The 15,220-nt window shown below is 69.5% G+C and carries 17 protein-coding genes, 1 tRNA gene and 1 pseudogene; 10 read left to right on the top strand and 9 right to left on the bottom strand.

Annotated elements, in window-relative coordinates:
- Positions 1–15: 15 nt before the first annotated feature.
- Positions 16–1,686 (bottom strand): thermosome subunit beta, encoded by a 1,671-nt coding sequence (thsB, locus tag SM754_RS02095; protein WP_501993728.1) that lies wholly within the window; start codon positions 1,684–1,686, stop codon positions 16–18.
- A 346-nt stretch (positions 1,687–2,032) separates the two neighbouring features.
- Here thsB and SM754_RS02100 point away from each other — a divergent pair, with 346 nt between their 5' ends.
- Positions 2,033–2,332, top strand: coding sequence for a hypothetical protein (locus SM754_RS02100; RefSeq protein WP_323674561.1), 300 nt, complete (start codon positions 2,033–2,035; stop codon positions 2,330–2,332).
- Positions 2,329–2,568, top strand: a pseudogene (locus SM754_RS20465) (alkaline phosphatase D family protein); the annotation flags it as partial. The gene SM754_RS02100 and the pseudogene SM754_RS20465, both read left to right, overlap by 4 nt.
- Positions 2,569–2,891: 323 nt before the next feature.
- On the opposite strand, the gene SM754_RS02105 reads toward SM754_RS20465, so the two are convergent.
- From SM754_RS02105 to SM754_RS02125, 5 genes are all read right to left on the bottom strand, one after another.
- Positions 2,892–3,674 (bottom strand): SOS response-associated peptidase, encoded by a 783-nt coding sequence (locus SM754_RS02105; RefSeq protein ID WP_323674562.1) that lies wholly within the window; start codon positions 3,672–3,674, stop codon positions 2,892–2,894.
- 113 nt (positions 3,675–3,787) lie between these two features.
- Positions 3,788–5,206 (bottom strand): LamG-like jellyroll fold domain-containing protein, encoded by a 1,419-nt coding sequence (locus SM754_RS02110; protein ID WP_323674563.1) that lies wholly within the window; start codon positions 5,204–5,206, stop codon positions 3,788–3,790.
- 351 nt (positions 5,207–5,557) lie between these two features.
- Positions 5,558–5,639 (bottom strand) — tRNA-Ser (locus tag SM754_RS02115).
- Positions 5,640–5,708: 69 nt separating this feature from the next.
- Positions 5,709–5,912, bottom strand: coding sequence for a DUF7981 family protein (locus SM754_RS02120; RefSeq protein WP_323675241.1), 204 nt, complete (start codon positions 5,910–5,912; stop codon positions 5,709–5,711).
- Positions 5,912–6,289 (bottom strand): Rid family detoxifying hydrolase, encoded by a 378-nt coding sequence (locus tag SM754_RS02125; protein WP_323674564.1) that lies wholly within the window; start codon positions 6,287–6,289, stop codon positions 5,912–5,914. Before SM754_RS02125 ends, SM754_RS02120 begins: the two co-directional genes overlap by 1 nt.
- Before the next feature lie 90 nt (positions 6,290–6,379).
- Between SM754_RS02125 and SM754_RS02130 the strand changes: the two genes are divergently transcribed.
- The 3 genes from SM754_RS02130 to SM754_RS02140 all read left to right on the top strand — a co-directional run bounded on the left by SM754_RS02130 (position 6,380) and on the right by SM754_RS02140 (position 8,617).
- Positions 6,380–7,327: a hypothetical protein gene (locus tag SM754_RS02130; protein WP_323674565.1), complete on the top strand. Its 948-nt coding sequence runs from the start codon at positions 6,380–6,382 to the stop codon at positions 7,325–7,327.
- A 26-nt stretch (positions 7,328–7,353) separates the two neighbouring features.
- Positions 7,354–7,572 carry a hypothetical protein gene (locus SM754_RS02135; protein WP_323192886.1) on the top strand — a complete coding sequence of 73 codons (219 nt, stop codon included), beginning with the start codon at positions 7,354–7,356 and terminating at the stop codon, positions 7,570–7,572.
- Between the two features lie 109 nt (positions 7,573–7,681).
- Positions 7,682–8,617: an ABC transporter substrate-binding protein gene (locus SM754_RS02140; protein ID WP_323674566.1), complete on the top strand. Its 936-nt coding sequence runs from the start codon at positions 7,682–7,684 to the stop codon at positions 8,615–8,617.
- Positions 8,618–8,632: 15 nt separating this feature from the next.
- Here the strand turns inward: SM754_RS02140 and ubaA are convergent, their stop codons facing one another.
- Entirely contained in the window at positions 8,633–9,448 is an 816-nt protein-coding gene (gene ubaA, locus SM754_RS02145; RefSeq protein ID WP_323674567.1) for an SAMP-activating enzyme E1, read from the bottom strand.
- A 168-nt stretch (positions 9,449–9,616) separates the two neighbouring features.
- Here ubaA and SM754_RS02150 point away from each other — a divergent pair, with 168 nt between their 5' ends.
- The 4 genes from SM754_RS02150 (at position 9,617) to SM754_RS02160 (ending at position 13,369) form a co-directional block, all read left to right on the top strand.
- Positions 9,617–9,793: an HVO_0416 family zinc finger protein gene (locus tag SM754_RS02150; protein WP_323674568.1), complete on the top strand. Its 177-nt coding sequence runs from the start codon at positions 9,617–9,619 to the stop codon at positions 9,791–9,793.
- Between the two features lie 184 nt (positions 9,794–9,977).
- Entirely contained in the window at positions 9,978–10,136 is a 159-nt protein-coding gene (locus SM754_RS20470) for a DUF7563 family protein (protein WP_418934290.1), read from the top strand.
- Positions 10,137–10,293: 157 nt separating this feature from the next.
- Positions 10,294–12,150, top strand: coding sequence for a UvrD-helicase domain-containing protein (locus SM754_RS02155; RefSeq protein ID WP_323674569.1), 1,857 nt, complete (start codon positions 10,294–10,296; stop codon positions 12,148–12,150).
- A 7-nt stretch (positions 12,151–12,157) separates the two neighbouring features.
- Positions 12,158–13,369, top strand: coding sequence for a M24 family metallopeptidase (locus SM754_RS02160; RefSeq protein WP_323674570.1), 1,212 nt, complete (start codon positions 12,158–12,160; stop codon positions 13,367–13,369).
- A 3-nt stretch (positions 13,370–13,372) separates the two neighbouring features.
- On the opposite strand, the gene SM754_RS02165 is transcribed toward SM754_RS02160, so the two are convergent.
- Positions 13,373–13,585 carry a hypothetical protein gene (locus SM754_RS02165; protein ID WP_323674571.1) on the bottom strand — a complete coding sequence of 71 codons (213 nt, stop codon included), beginning with the start codon at positions 13,583–13,585 and terminating at the stop codon, positions 13,373–13,375.
- A gap of 146 nt (positions 13,586–13,731) precedes the next feature.
- Here SM754_RS02165 and SM754_RS02170 point away from each other — a divergent pair, with 146 nt between their 5' ends.
- On the top strand, positions 13,732–14,823 hold the full coding sequence (locus SM754_RS02170) for a nucleotidyl transferase family protein (protein WP_323674572.1): 1,092 nt from the start codon (positions 13,732–13,734) through the stop codon (positions 14,821–14,823).
- 63 nt (positions 14,824–14,886) lie between these two features.
- Here the strand turns inward: SM754_RS02170 and SM754_RS02175 are convergent, their stop codons facing one another.
- Positions 14,887–15,147: a DUF7533 family protein gene (locus SM754_RS02175; protein WP_323674573.1), complete on the bottom strand. Its 261-nt coding sequence runs from the start codon at positions 15,145–15,147 to the stop codon at positions 14,887–14,889.
- Between the last annotated feature and the right edge of the window lie 73 nt (positions 15,148–15,220).

Here is a 15,220-nt window from a genome sequence, read left to right on the forward strand (position 1 = left end):
TTATCGAACCGAGCTTCACATCGCGCCGCCCATGCCACCCATGCCGCCCATGCCGCCCATGCCGCCGGCGCCACCGGGGCCGTCGTCGTCGCCCTTGTCGGTGGAGAGGTCGCCGGCGGAGATGATGTCGTCGATTTTGAGCACGAGGTTCGCGGCCTCGGTGGCAGACGTGAGCGCCTGCTCCTTGGCGTGCGCGGGCTCGACGACGCCGGACTCGAACGTGTCCTCGACGTCGCCGCTGAAGACGTTCAGGCCCGCACGGTGGTCGCCGCTCTCGTGCGCGGAGCGGATTTTGACGAGCGTGTCGATGGAGTCGAGACCGGCGTTCTCCGCGAGGACGCGGGGAACGAGCTCGAGCGCGTCGGCGAACGCCTCGATGGCGAGCTGCTCGCGGCCACCGACGCTGCTCGCGTCGTCGCGCAGTCGGTTCGCGACCTCGACCTCGATGGCGCCACCGCCGGCGACGACGCGGCCGTCGCGGACGGTCGACGCGACGACGTCCAGCGCGTCCGTGACACCGCGTTCGAGCTCGTCGACGACGTGCTGCGTGGAGCCACGGAGCAGGAGCGTCACGCCGTGTGCGTCCTCGTCGCCCGTGACGTAGAACATCTCGTCGGCGTCGTCGCGCTCGACGTCGCCGTGCCCGAGGTCGGCCGCGGAGACGTCGTCAAGGTCGCTGACGACCGCCGCGTCGACGATCTCGGAGAGGAACTCCATGTCGGACTTCTTCACGCGACGGACGGCGAGGATGCCCTCCTTCGCGAGGTAGTGCTGGGCCATGTCGTCGATGCCCTTCTGGCAGAGGACGACGTCCGCGCCCGTGTCGACGATCTGGTCGACCTTCTGCTGGAGCTGGGCTTCCTCCTGCTCGATGAACTGCTGGAGCTGGCTCGGGTCCGTGACGTTGACCTCGGTGTCGACGTTCGTCTCCTCGACCTCGACGGCCTCGTTGAGGAGGAGGACGTCCGCGTCACCGACGCTCTTGGGCATGTCGTCGTGGACGGGGTCCTTGTCGACGACCGCGCCCTTCAGGAGCGCGCTCTCGCTCGCGGAGCGACCCGTCTGCGTCTCGATGTTGAGGAAGTCCATGTCGACGAGCGTCTCGTCGGCGTCGGTGTCGACGGCGACCTGCCGGATGGCGTCGACGATGAGCTGGCCGAGGTGCTCCTTGTCGAGTTCCGCGCCCTTCCCGGTCATCGACGTCTCGGCGACCTTCTGGAGGAGCGCCTCGTCGTCGGGTTCGACGTCCTCGGCGATGTCGTCGACCTCCGCGCGGGCCTGCTGGCTCGCGAGGTGGAAGCCCTTGATGATGGCCGTCGGGTGGATGTCCTGCTCGAGGAGGTCCTGGGCGTTCTTGAGGAGCTCGCCCGCGACCGCGACGGCGGTCGTGGTGCCGTCACCGGCCTCGTCCTCCTGGGTCTCGGCGACCTCGATGATCATCTCGGCCGTCGGGTTGTCGATGTCCATCTCCTTGAGGATGGTGACGCCGTCGTTCGTGATGGTGACGTCGCCCATCGAGTCGACGAGCATCTTGTCCATCCCTTTCGGTCCGAGTGTGGAGCGCACGGCCTCCGCGACGGCGCGAGCCGCGGAGATGTTGTACTCCTGCGCGTCCTTGTCCTTGACGCGCTGGGATTCGTCGGACATTACGATCATGGGCTGGCCTTGGGCCATTCGCTGACTCATAGTCACTCGCATCTATGAATGTGATTCGTAATAAAGGTGCACCATATGATATCCGTCATAAAATCTGCTGGTCGTGCTGTGCGTCCGAAAAACGCAGTACGCGGCCGGGTATAGCGACTGAGTATGTTGGGTGTTACCAAGCTCCGCGACGCGCCGTGCCCGGCTCGAACCTGGGGTTTAAGTACCGCTGTTCGCGGCGCGTCGAGCACGTCAAGACGCGTCGGGCTCCCCGTCAGTGGATTAAATGTTTCCACTACATATCGATCTGAAACGACGACCATGATACGTACTCAAATATATAAAAATACTTATACTTACTTGTTCCAGTCGGCTGCCAGCTCGAACGATGCCAGAGCATCCCCCGACAGCCGACGACTCGACAGCCGACCACGACAGCACCGACGGAAGTGACCACGACACGCACTCGGGAACCGATGGCGCCAGCCGCCGTGGCTTCCTCGGGTCCGTCGCGAGCGCCGGCGTCGGTGGCGGTCTCGCGGCCGTCCTCGGCGGCCGAGAACTCGCACGACCCGTCGCCGCCAGCGAGATCGACGACGCTCGCGGCACGCTCGACGTCGACCCGGCCGCCTCCGGACGCTGCCGCCAGCTGCCGCCAGCCCGGACTCCGTCTCGTTCGCGGTCGTGACGTGCCAGGGCTACCAGAACGGCTACTACGGCGCGTTCCATCACATCGCGCGGGAGGACGTCGACTACGTCGTCCACATGGGCGACCTCATCTACGAATCCGCCGACGGTGCGTACATCAGTCCGAACGGCGAGGTCCCCGAGGACCGCGAGCTCACGCTGCCGAGCGGCGCGGACCTCGCGGAGTCCATCGAGGACTTCCGGTACCTCTACAACCAGTACAAGCGGGACGACCGCTTCCAGGAGACGCTCGAACGGCACACGCTCATCGCGGGCTGGGACGACCACGAGATTGTACACGTCCTGGGGCGTCGACATCGAGGAGAACAGTCGGGACGCCGACCGCGAGAAACTCGCCGAGTTCACCACGCCCGACGGCGAGGTGAGCCTCGTCGGACACTACGAGAAGCAACTGACCGCACGAGCATACGCCGGCCGCCAGGCCGGCGTTTCCGCGGAACTGTTGGTACGAGCATACGCCGGCCGCCAGGCCGGCGTTTCTGTGGTGGTGTTGGTACGAGCATACGCTGGCTGCCAGGCCGGCGTTTCCGGAGGAGGGGTCAGCCGTCGACGGCGTCGAGGAGCCCCGGCGATTCGTTCGCGGGGTCGTTGACGGCGGTGGAGACCGGGTACGAGCGCATCGTGCCGTCGTACGGTTCGAGGAGTGCGGCGGCGTCGTCGGGGTCGCCATGGAGCCACGTCGCCTCGTCGTCGGGGTGGAGGACGACGGCCATCCGGTGGTGGAGGTCGGCGACGGCGTCGTTCGGGTCCGTGGTGAGGACGGTGAAGGACTCGACGCGTCGCCGGCGGTCGTCGTCGTCGCCGTCGGCGCCGAACGCCGCGAGACTGGACTGTGCGACCTCGCCCTCCCAGACCTCGTGGAGGCCCGCCATCGCGAACACCGACTCGTCGTCGAGGGTCACGCGATACGGCTGTTTCCCGCCGCCGCGGTCGGTCCACTCGTAGAACCCGTCCGCGGGAACGAGACACCGTCGGCGTGCGAACGCCTCGCGGAACGACCGCTTCTCGCGGACCGTCTCCGACCGCGCGTTGATCGGGTGGTTCGCGTCGTCGGGTTCGTCCACCCACGACGGCACCAGCCCCCACTCGTGGAACGCGAGCTCGCGGTCGCGGGCCGGAGACGTCGGCGCGTCGGTGGCGACGCTCGACGTCGACGAGCCGGTCTGCGCGTGCTCGTCGTCGACGTCGACGCTCGTCCTGATGACCGGGAGGGACTGTCGGGGCGCCGCGTTGTACCGCGGCTCGTAGCGCTCCGGGACGTCCACGCCGAACCGCTCCGCGAGGTCCCCGGCGTCGACCGTCAGCGTGTATCGACCACACATACCCGGTCGTAGGGCCGGCGGGCGCTTAGTCGCACCGTCGCCGGCAGTCGGTCACGCACCGCGACTGTCCCCTGGTAGCGTACGGTCAGGCGCCGCGCCACGGAGCGTGTCCGTCAGCGCGCCGCGTGACCGCGAGACGGCGCGGTCGTCCGATAGATGCGCTCGACGTCGCCGGCGTCGAGCGCGGCGTCGTAGAACCGGACGTCGGCGAGCTGTCCCTCGAAGTCCGGCGTGTGAACGCCCTGATCGCGGTCGACGTAGTGGTACCCTATCGCCGCGCCGATGTCGTCGAGGGCGACCGGATACGCGTCGACGGTCTCCGCGACGACCTCGCCGTCCAGGTAGAGCGTCCCCGTCTCGCCGTCGGCGACGTACGCGACGTGCTGCCAGGCGTCCACCGTCAGCTCCGCCACCGGGAGCCCGGCCTCGGCGCGTCGACGCTCATCGTCGCGGTCGTACAGCGTCCCGAAGAACCGCCTGTGGCGGAGCGCGAGCGAGAGCTCGTCCCACTTCACGACGACCTGCCACGTCGAGAGCGAGCCGGTCGGCCGCAGCCAGCACGCGACCGTCGCCGCGCCGGTCGCGCCGAACGCGGGCGTCCGCAGTCGCTCGCCGTCGACGGCGTACCCCGCACCGAGCAGCGACTCGCTCACCGGCTCGCCGCCATCGAGGTCGGCCGGCGTGGTCGCGGCCGCGGCACGGTCGCCGAGAACCGGACCGGACCCGTCCACGCCCGCGAACGACGACGACTCCGGGAGGTCGCGGACGTCCGCCGTCCGGTCCGTCGCTCTCGCCGTACACGCCTCGACGCAACCGTCGGCCCACGCGAGCGCCGCGTCCGTCTCGTTCCGAAGGACGGCGTGCGGCCGACCGTCGTCGTACACGAGCAGCTGCGCGACTCGATGCGTGCCGAGGTCGCTCACGAACAGCGCGAACTCGGGGACGGCAGCGGTCCCGACGGTCGCGCCGCCGTCAACGACGATCCCGTGCAACCACCCCGAGTACGATGCCGCGAGGGCGTCGAACAACGCCTCCGAACACACCAACTCGACGGTCGTGTCGCCCTCGACCGCCTGTGCGTACAGGACCTCCAGATGCTCGACGCTCGAGACGTCCGGGACGACCGCGCGAACGGACGACGCACGCTCGAACGCCGCACGAACACCGGCACGCACGTCGAACCCCGCGACGTCACCGACGAGCGCACGGTCCGCGCCCCGAAGGAAGTCCACGGACAACGGCGACTCCTTCCACAACGGCTCCAGCGCCGCCGCCGCCCGCTCCAGCGCCGTCGCCGACCGCTCGCACTCCTGCACGACATCGAGCGCCAACACGCCGGTCACCGTCGTCTCGAACTCGCCGTTCACCCGCCGGATCAACCCCTTCGACGCCAACTCCCTCGTCGCACGGTCGACCGTCGACCGCGACGACCCCACGCGCTCCACGAGCACCCGCTTGTCGAACGGCCCATCGCGCAACAGATCCAGAACGTCCGCCCGCCGCTTCACCACTTCAAATACCGACTCCTCCATCGATTACCCTCATCGAACACGTGGAGGGAGATAGCCCTATCGGCTACTGGCCCACACGACCACCCGCCCCCAGTCTCACCCGCACCTACCTACCCACCCACCTCCTCACCTACCCACCTACCTACCCACCCATTCCCATACATCGCCCCACGCTCGAACGACTCGCTCGTCGCTACCGCTCCTCGGTCGTGTTACGTCGCGAAGAACGTCAGGACGGGGATTTGAACCGAGATGAGACATGCTCGCTCACGTTCGTTCGCTGCGCGCGACTGGCCGGGTTCAAACCCGTCGTTCGGTTTCCCTCGCCGACGGACTCCTCGCTACGCTCGTCGTCTGAGTCAGCGGGAGAAACGCCAGGACAGGGATTTGAACCCTGAATCCCATACGGGAACACGCTTTCCAGGCGTGCGCCTTACCGTTCGGCCATCCTGGCTCCGTTCGACGATACCGGACTCGGTAATTTAAGGGCTTTGTTTCGTCTTCGGGCGGTTCCAGCGCCGGCTTACGGTCGCTGCGACCCGAACCGTCGTTCGCCGACGTACGTCGTGGCGGTCGCGACCACGCCGACGACGACCGCGATGCCGACGGCGGGCAGGATGCCGACGCCGTCGTTTCCGAGGAGCACGTACCCCTGGTGGAGGACGAGGAAGGCGAGTGCGCCGACGACCCCCCAGAGGGCCGCTGACTTCGCGGCCGCTGTCGCCATCACTCGGAGGCGATGACCTCGATCTCGACGCCGACGCCCTTCGGGAGTGCGCCGGCCTGGACGGCCGAGCGCGCGGGCGGATTGTCGACGAAGTACTCTTTGTACGTCGCGTTCATCTCGTCGAAGTCGTCGATGTCCGCGAGGAACACGGTCGCCTTCAGGACGTCCTCCATCGTGAGGCCCTCCTCTTCGAGGATGCCCTGGACGTTCTCGAGGCTCTGGCGGGTCTGGGTGGCGATGTCCTCGTCGTCGAGGAGTTCGCCGTCGGGCGTCATCGGTATCTGGCCGGCGGTGAACACGAGGTCGCCGTTCGTGGTCGCCTGACTGTACGCGCCGACCGCTTCGGGTGCGTCGTCCGTGCTGATGATGCGCTTCATACCCGGGTCGTCTCGCGGACGGCTCTTAAACCCTGCCGGGTCGTCGCCGGTTCCGGCCTCCTTTTGCGTCCGGCGGGTCGACGGGCGTCCATGGATCGTCGTCGCGCGTTCGCCGGTGCGTTCGCGGTCGCGGTCGGTGGGGCGCTCGCCGCGCTCGGTCGCGGTCGGGTCGCGTCGGCGGGCGTCGACGACGTCCCGCTGGCTCGCGTCCGTTCGCGGGGTCGCGTCGGCGCGACCTTCCACGAGCGGTCGGGGCTCGCGGGCGACCGCGTCGTCGGTGAGATGGACGACCTGGACGCGTTCGCTCGCGAGGACCTCGATACGTCGCGGGTCGCGCCCGCGGTCCGGCGGTTCTACGAGCGCACGAGCGAGTACCGGATGACCGTCGCCGCCGCGTGGCATCGCCCGTTCCGGACGGGCGCCGCGCTCGCCGCGCCAGTCACGACCGCCGTCGAGCAGCTGAACCTCCCTGGACCGCGCGACTCGGACCGTGTGCGTGTCGTCGAGAACGACCTGTACGCGCTCGACCGCGACGCCGCGGCCGCTGCGGGCGTCGTCGACCCGCGCGAGGACGCGCGGTTCTGGGTTCGCACGGACGTCGACACCGGCGAGGCGGTGTTCGTCGCGCTCTACGGGTCGCACGTCCACGACGACCGGCGGTACGTGAACATCGCCGTGCCGCTCCCCGGCGGGACGCTCTCGACCGTCCTCGAACTGCGAGCGCTCCCGCTCGCCGACCGCGACGACACCGGGGTCGACCTGCGGACGCGCACGCCCGGCCACCCCGGGCTGTTCTGGTCGACCGCGAGCGCGGACTACCAGCTCCCGGTTCAGCAGCGGTTCCGCGTGTGGCCCGCCGACGCCGAACCCGGAGTCGAGGCGGGCGACGCACCGGGGGTCGACGTCGCGAGCGCGCTCCCCGCCGACCGCGGCTTCGACGACTGGCGGACGGACGCGGTCGTCGCCACTCACGAGATGTGGCTGTCCGACCGCAGGTTCCTCACCGTCCGGTACGGCGCGGCGAGACGCGGGGATTGATAGCCTTCGACGGCCTTGGTCCGCACATGGCGAAGTCGTCTGCGGACGCCCCCGGCGAATCCGGGCGGTCGCCGCTCGCCCGGGTTCGCGCCGCGAAGGCCGAACGCGCCGACGAGCGACTGCTCACCGGCCCGAAGCTCATCCTGTTCGGCATCCACGTCAGCCTCGTCGGCGGCGTCGTCCCCGAACTCTGGCCGCTCGTCGTCGTCGGACTCGCGATCAGCGTCGTCGGGTTGACGCGGTGACTCGACGGGACACTCGACTCGACGACTCGGCGACTCGATGGGACACTCGACTCCTTCGGGCGGCGTTCGAACGCGTGGCGTTTTGTGACCGCACGCCCAACTCGCGTCCATGAACGTCGTGTCGTTGCTGCCGTCGGCGACGGAGATACTGTACGCGCTCGGCGTGGAGCCCGTCGGGGTCAGTCACGAGTGCGATCATCCACCCGAGGCCGCGGCGCTGCCGGCGGTGAACTACGCGAACGTCGACCCGGGCGCGGATAGTTCGGAGATCAACGCGCAGGTCGCCGAAGCCGAGTCGTCGGGCGAAGGCGTCTACGGGGTTCGCGTGGACGTGCTCGACGACCTCGACCCGGACGTGATCGTCACGCAGGGGATCTGTGACGTGTGCGCGGTCGATAGCGTGCTCGTCGAGGACGCCGTGTCGCGCATCGACGCGAATCCCGAGGTGGTGACGACGGACCCGCATCGGCTCGACGACGTCGTCGGGGACGTCGAGCGGGTCGGTGCAGCCGTCGACCGCGAGACCGAAGCCGCACGCGTCGCCGCCGACCTCCGGGAGCGCGTGGACGCGGTCCGCGACCGGGTCGGGACGCACCTCGACGAGACGGGCAAGGAACGTCCACGAGTCGCCATCTTCGACTGGCTCGACCCCGTGATGGTCGCCGGGCACTGGATGCCCGACGTCGTCGACGCCGCCGGCGGCCGGTACGGCATGGTCGACCCCGGCGAGTCCGCGCGGCCACGCGAGTTCGCGGAGATACGCGAGTACGACCCGGAGGTCGCCATCGCCGCCCCCTGCGGGTTCGGACTCGACCAGACCGCCCGCGACCTGGACGCGCTCACCGGCCGCGACGGCTGGAAGGAGCTCTCGGCGGTCGCGGCCGGGCGGACGTGGGCGCTCGACGGCCACCACTACGCGAACCGCCCCGGCCCCCGTATCGTCGACACCGTCGAGCACGTCGCCGCGACCCTCTGGCCGGACGCGTTCGACGCACCGCCGGGCGAGGCGGCGCGACCGCTCGCGGAACTGCGTGCGGAGGCCTGAGGAACCACCCCCGAGCTACTCGGGGACGGCGCAGGTCTCCTGGTAGGTCTGGCTCGCGACGGAGTCGACGGGGTCGTCGCCGCAGACCGGGCACTCTGGGTTCGCGCGGTAGGGCACCTCGTCCGTGGAGAGGTCGGCGGCGTCGTACGTGAACATCCGCCCGGTGAGGGTGTCGCCGATGCCGGTGACGAGCTTGATGGCTTCGGTCGCCTGCACGGCACCGACGGTACCGGGGAGGACGCCGAGGACGCCAGTGGTCGCGCAGTCCGGGACCGTCCCGGGCTCGGGCGCTTCGGGGAACAGGCACCGGTAGCACGGCGCGCCGCCGGCCGGAACCGTCGTCGCCTGCCCCTCGAACCTGTAGATGGCGCCGTGACACAGCGGCGTGTCCGCGAGGACGCACGCGTCGTTCAGGAGGTACCGCGTCGCGAAGTTGTCGGTCGCGTCCACGACGACGTCGTAGTCCGCGACGAGCGCGGCGACGGCGTCGCGATCGACGCGCGTCTCGTGGGTCTCGACGGTCACGTCCGGGTTGAGGGCTTCGACGAACTCGCGGGCGCTGTCGACCTTCGGGCGGCCGACGTCGGCGTCCGCGTGGACGACCTGCCGCTGGAGGTTCGAGCGCTCCACGACGTCGTCGTCCGCGATTCCGAGCCGGCCGACGCCGGCGGCCGCGAGGTACTGGAGAACGGGCGCGCCGAGGCCGCCCGCACCGACGACGAGCGCGCTCGCGTCGAGCAGCGCCGCCTGTCCGTCCGGCCCGACCTCGTCCATGATGACGTGTCGCGAGTACCGGTCGAGCTGGGTCGCGTCCAGATTCAGGTCGCTCACGGCCGACGGTACCACGTCCAGGAACTTACGTCCGCGGGTCCGCAGCCGTGGCCCCGCTGTGGCCCCTCCCGCGGGTGGTTTCGCGATGGTTACCGGGTCCCTATCGGTTCGTCTCGGGGACTGTCGTAGGAGCATACTTTATATGCCTGCCACGCGTTACCGTGACGTATGGCGTCCGCACCCGATACCGGTGACGACGTGTTCGACGAATTCCTCGAGAACCGCGGTCACGAGACGGAACCGGTAGGGTGGGAACGAAACTACAACAAGCTCCAGTGCCCGGAGTGCATGGCGCTCCACGACGACGGCGCCGCCGAGTGCACCGTCTGCGACTGGAACCCCTGACGAATCAGGGACCGACACCGCCCGAACCGATACCTCCCGACTGGTGCCGAGCGGACCAGAGCGGGCGAGCACCGCCGCCGTCACTCGATTCCACTGGCAGTAACCGGTGGTTATTCCGGCAGCCTACCACGAGCGGCGGTACCATTAATACAGATTATTCCCCTACAGGAAGATGGAGTTCCAAATGCCGGAATGTCAAAACTGCGGGTCCTTCGTCACCGATGCATACGCTCGGGTGTTCACACCTCGGGGCGTCGAGAACCCCCGAGTATGCCCGGACTGCAAGGACAAGATCCGCGACGGTAGCGACGTGCGCGAAGCCCGCTCTCCGCGTAACAACTAGCATCGTCCAGGGAACGCCTCGTATCGCTCGTCGACCGCACTCGGGACCTTCTCCTCGTCCGGCATCTAGCCCCGTCCCCGTCCGGCATCTAGCACCGCGTCGACCCGTTCCACCGAACCCACGGTCCTTATGAACGTTCGGGCCCAGTGTGGGTACAATGACCGACTCGGACGCGACACTCACCCGTCTGTTCGGTGGTCCCGGCAGCGGGAAGACGACGGCCCTCCTCGACAAGGTCGAAGGCATCCTCGAAGACGACGACGTCGAGTTCCGCGACATCCTCGTCGTCTCCTACACGCGCGCCGCCGCCGCCGAGATCCGCGAGCGACTCGCCGAACGGCTCGACGAGAACCCGCGAGCGCTCCAGGGGAACGTCTGCACGATGCACGCGAAGGCGTACGACCTCCTGAACCTCTCCCGCGGTGACGTCGTCGGCGAGGACGACAAGGAGGAGTTCTGCGACGACTTCGGCCTCGAGTTCGAGGACGAGTACGGCGGCGCCGGCCGACGGACGGCGCGGTCGACGACCATCGGAAACAAGATCATCGCCACCTCGCAGTGGTTGCAGCGAACGAACCGCGACGTCGCCGACTGGTACGACGTCCCGTTCCAGTGGAACGAGGAGGAGGTCCGCCTGCCACCCGAGATCGATCCGAACGCGCAGGAGGGCAACAAGTACACGCCGACGTGGCCGAGCGACGACGACCGAATCGACGTGCCCGACGCCATCCGCGGGTGGCGGTCGTACAAGGGCGAGCACGACGTCATCGGGTTCGCGGACATGCTCGAACGCGTCGAGCAGCGGTCGTTGCTCCCGAACGTCGAGTACCTCGTCATCGACGAGTTCCAGGACATCACGAAGCTCCAGCACGAGGTGTACGAGGAGTGGAAACCCCACATGACGGGTATCCTCATCGCGGGCGACGACGACCAGGTCGTGTACGCGTGGCAGGGCGCGGACCCGGACCTCTTGCTCGAAGCAGACCCCGACGACGACGTCATCCTCCCGAACTCGTATCGGCTGCCGTCGAACGTCCTGAACGTCGTGAACCGCGAGATTCGACACATCGCGAAGCGCCAGGACAAGGACCTGAAGCCTCGCAAGGAGGGCGGTGTCGTGGAGGCGGTGCAGCGCCCGTCGATGCTCGACCTCGTCCGGAACGTCCGCCGGACGGTCGACGAGACGATGGACGACGACGACCCGGAGACGGTGATGTTGCTGTTCCGCGCTCGCTACCAGATGTTCCAGTTCATCGACGAGTTCATCACGGAGGGCATCCCGTTCAAGTGCCTCACGGACCAGCGGATGTGGACGGACCGCCTGGACGACTACGCGACCGCGGTCGAGCGAGTCGACGAGGACGACCCCGTCAACGGCCTGCAGGCGCGTCGGCTCGCGGACATGCTCGCGGACTCGGCGTTCGGGACGAACGAGCGCGACGACCTCTTCGATACCGTCGACGAGATGGAGGAGGAGGCGGGCGTCGAGGACCTGACGGACCTCATGATTCCCGCCGACGTCATCTCCGAGCACGTGCCGTTCATGCCGGGGCCGGCGTCGGCGTCGGACATGGTGCGGAAGGTGACGTCGTTCCAGAAGAAGACGATGAAGGCGTACTTCGCGAGCCCGGACTACCACGGGCTGCCTCGCGATACGGTCCGCCTGGGCACGATCCACTCGGCGAAGGGTCGTGAGGCGGACCACGTGTTCGTCGGCACGGACCTGACGGAGAAGGTCGTCGAGCAGATGGCGGCGACCGCGGACCCCGACGAGGTCCCGGGTGGGCGCGAGTTCACGAAGACGACGAGCCCGGTCCCGATGCTGACGGACAACGAACGCCGCGTGTTCTACGTCGGGATGTCGCGCGCTCGCGAACGCCTCGTGCTCCTGGAGAACCTCGTGGACGGGGCGCCGACGCTCCCGATCGACGTGCTGTTGAACAACGAGCCGACGGGCGCGGACCTCGAGGACCTCATCGCGCAGGCGAAGGAGCCGATGGAGGCCGCGGACTAGGCGAGCGATGCGAGGGGACGCAGCCGGGCCGTCGCTCGCGGTCGACTACGCGCCGGTCCGCGAGGCGCTCGCCGAGCGGTCGGCGACGGCGTTCGTGCACGTGGGGACGAGCGAGGACGTCGTCCTGCGGTATCTGGCGCGAGCGACCGAGCTGGACGGCGAGCTGGCGGTGTGCGTGACGCCCGAGCAGTCGATGCTGTTCGCGCCGGACGCACCGGACGCGGCGCGCGAGGCGTTCCCGGGCGATCAGGTGCTCCCTGGCGGCGCGTCGATTCCGACGGGCGAGCGCGTGGCGGTCGCCTTGGAGGACCTCGGCAGGGAGGGGACGGTACTTGCGCCACGGACGATTCCGCACGATGCGGCGCTGTACCTCGAGGGCCGCGGGTTCGAGGTGGCGTCGACGCCGGTCGTCGAGGACGCGCGGGTCGCGAAGACGGACCCGGAGCGCCTCCAGCAGCGGACGGTGCAGGCCGCGGCGGACGCTGCGGTCGAGCGTGCTCGCGCGGTCCTGCGCGAGAGCGAACGCCACGGCGGCGGCGACGGGCACGGTCACGGCGGTGGCCGTGGTCGCGGGCGCTCGCACGGTGAGGCCGAGGGTGCTGGCGTGGACGACGGCGTCGACGCCGTCGACGACCATCTCGTGTTCGAGGGGATGGCGTTGACGACGGAGCGGTTGCGTCGCGAGGTCGCGGCGTCGCTCGCGAGTTCGGGCGTGGACCCGGGCGTGGTGGCGGTCGGGGCCGGCGGGGACGCGACGCCGCGGTCGGACGCGGCGATACGCCCGGGGGAGCCGGTCGTGATCGCACTTGCGCCGCGGGACCGCGACGGCTACCACGGGCGCGTGGTGCGGACGCTCGTCGTCGACGGTGACGGTGGGTGGACGCGGCGCGCGCAGCTCGCCGCCGATGGCGGCGTGAACGCGGCGCTCGCGGAGCTCGAACCCGGCGTCGACCTCGCCGCGGTCGAGCGCGAGGGCGCGGCGGAGCTGACGGCGTACGGGTTCGACGACCCCGTGGACGCGTTCGACGTCCACGGCGTGGGGCTGGACGGGCGGGAGCGACCCCTGGGGGGCGACGAGGCGGTCCCGGAGGGCGCGGTCGTCGCGCTCGACGGGACCGCGACCGGCCCCGACGGCGTCGTCCGGGTGGCTGACCTCGCGGTCGTCACCGACGACGGCGCCGAGCGTCTCGGGACGGCGGCCCGAACGCTCGAGCCCTGACCGTCAGTCGTCGTCGCCTGCGGCTCTCACGACGGCGACTCCGGACAGCAGGACTGCCGCGCCGAGCGTGCCGTACTGGACGTACCAGGCGGCATCGTCGAAGCTGAGCAGCCCGAGTATCACGAGCGCCGAGCTGAGTGCGAGGTACAGCACCCACTCCTGGGTGTCGCGGTCGGTGCCTCCGGGGACCGAGTGTTCGTCGGTACCGTCGTTCACGGTTCGGGACATGGGCGGACTCGCCAGTATGTCTTGTCATCTGTCCATCTGCTTCCCGGGATGTTCGTGCCCGACACGAGCGAGCATGTGTGTTGGTACCTAGTCACTCAGTAACACTTTACTGACAGGTGAGACGATTGGGTCGTATGGCCTCTCTCGAGGAGCACTACGACGCCCTCCGCGACCGCGACCGCTACGAGCCCATCGACGACCCCGCGACCGGCACGCTCGCGCTCGGCGACCTCCCGCCGGCCGAGGTCCGCCGCCGGTTCGTCGTCGGCGAGGACGCCCGCGCGTTCGCCGACGAGGTCGGGACCGACGGCGTCCTGACGTTCGGCGTGAGCGTCACCGGCCCACCGCACCTCGGCACTCTCGGCCAGATACGGACCGCGCTCGCCCTCCAGGACGCCGGCTTCGACGTCCAGTTCGTCGTCGCGGACTTCGAGCCGTACAGCACCCAGGGGTACGCGCTCGACGCCGTCCGCGACCGCGCCCGACGGTTCGTCGCGTTCGTCGACGCGCTCGGGTCCGACCGCGACTGCGGCCGCCTCCGAACCCAGTACGGTGCCGCGGACGTCACGCACACCGCGTACCACCTCTCGCGGTACGCTGACCCAGCCCGCGACCGAGAGCGCGTCGACGTCCACGACACCGACTGGATGCGGGAGCTCAGTGCGACGTACGACGACCGCGGCGCGAACGCGACCGACCTCGGCGAGAGCGACCTGCCCGCGGACTGGGAGCCGAGCGAGTTCACGCGCCGCATGGACGGGTTCCTGATGGTCGCCGACATGCTCCACCCGCTCGTCGCCGACGGCCACGACGCGAACTGCATCGTCATGGGCGCCGACGAACTCGGCCTCCGACCGATGGTCGAGGGCGTCCGCGAGCGCTGCGGGACCGACGGCACGCTGCACGCGCTCTACACGCGCCTCGTCCCCGGGCTCGACGGCGTCCCGAAGCTCTCCCGACGCATCCCGAGCTCGCGGTTCACGCTCGCCGACGACCCCGAAGCCGTCCGCGCTGCCGTCCGCGGCGACCCGGACGCGCGGTGGACCGTCCCCGACGACGTCGTCGTCGAGATGATGCGCCTCGCGAGCGCGGAGGACGCCACGCGGGTGGCCGCGTGGCGACGCGCCCGCGACGAGAACGAGGACGCGTGGCGCGACGCGAGAGCGACGTTCGCACAAGAGGTCGCGGGATACGTTCGGGAGTGGCGCGCGACCGCCGAGGACTGACCCGAACCCGGCGACCCCGCTCGCGGTCGGGCGTCGGGGTCGCGCTCGATGTCGGCCCGGCGGTCAGGAGTCGGGGTCGCGCTCGGCGTCCTCCTCGGGGTCCTTCGCGACGAACCCGACGGCCTTCGCGACCGCCAACCCGGGGACGTCCTGGGGGGTGGTGACGTACTTCTCGACGAGCAGGATCATGCCGCTCACGCCGAGCAGGACCGGCCCCCACGTCGTCTCGCCGCGTAGCGTCATGTCGAGGCCGGCGAGCGCTATCGGGGCCGCGATGACGACCGCGGTCGCGAGCGACAGTTGCTCGGAGATCGAACGAGGCATCTGCCGTCACTACCGGTTCGGCGAGTAAAAGCACGCCGGGACGCGCGCGACGGCCGCGACCGACACCGCTATC

The organism is Halorubellus amylolyticus (assembly GCF_034808145.1).
In the GTDB taxonomy this organism is placed as follows: domain Archaea; phylum Halobacteriota; class Halobacteria; order Halobacteriales; family Natrialbaceae; genus Halorubellus.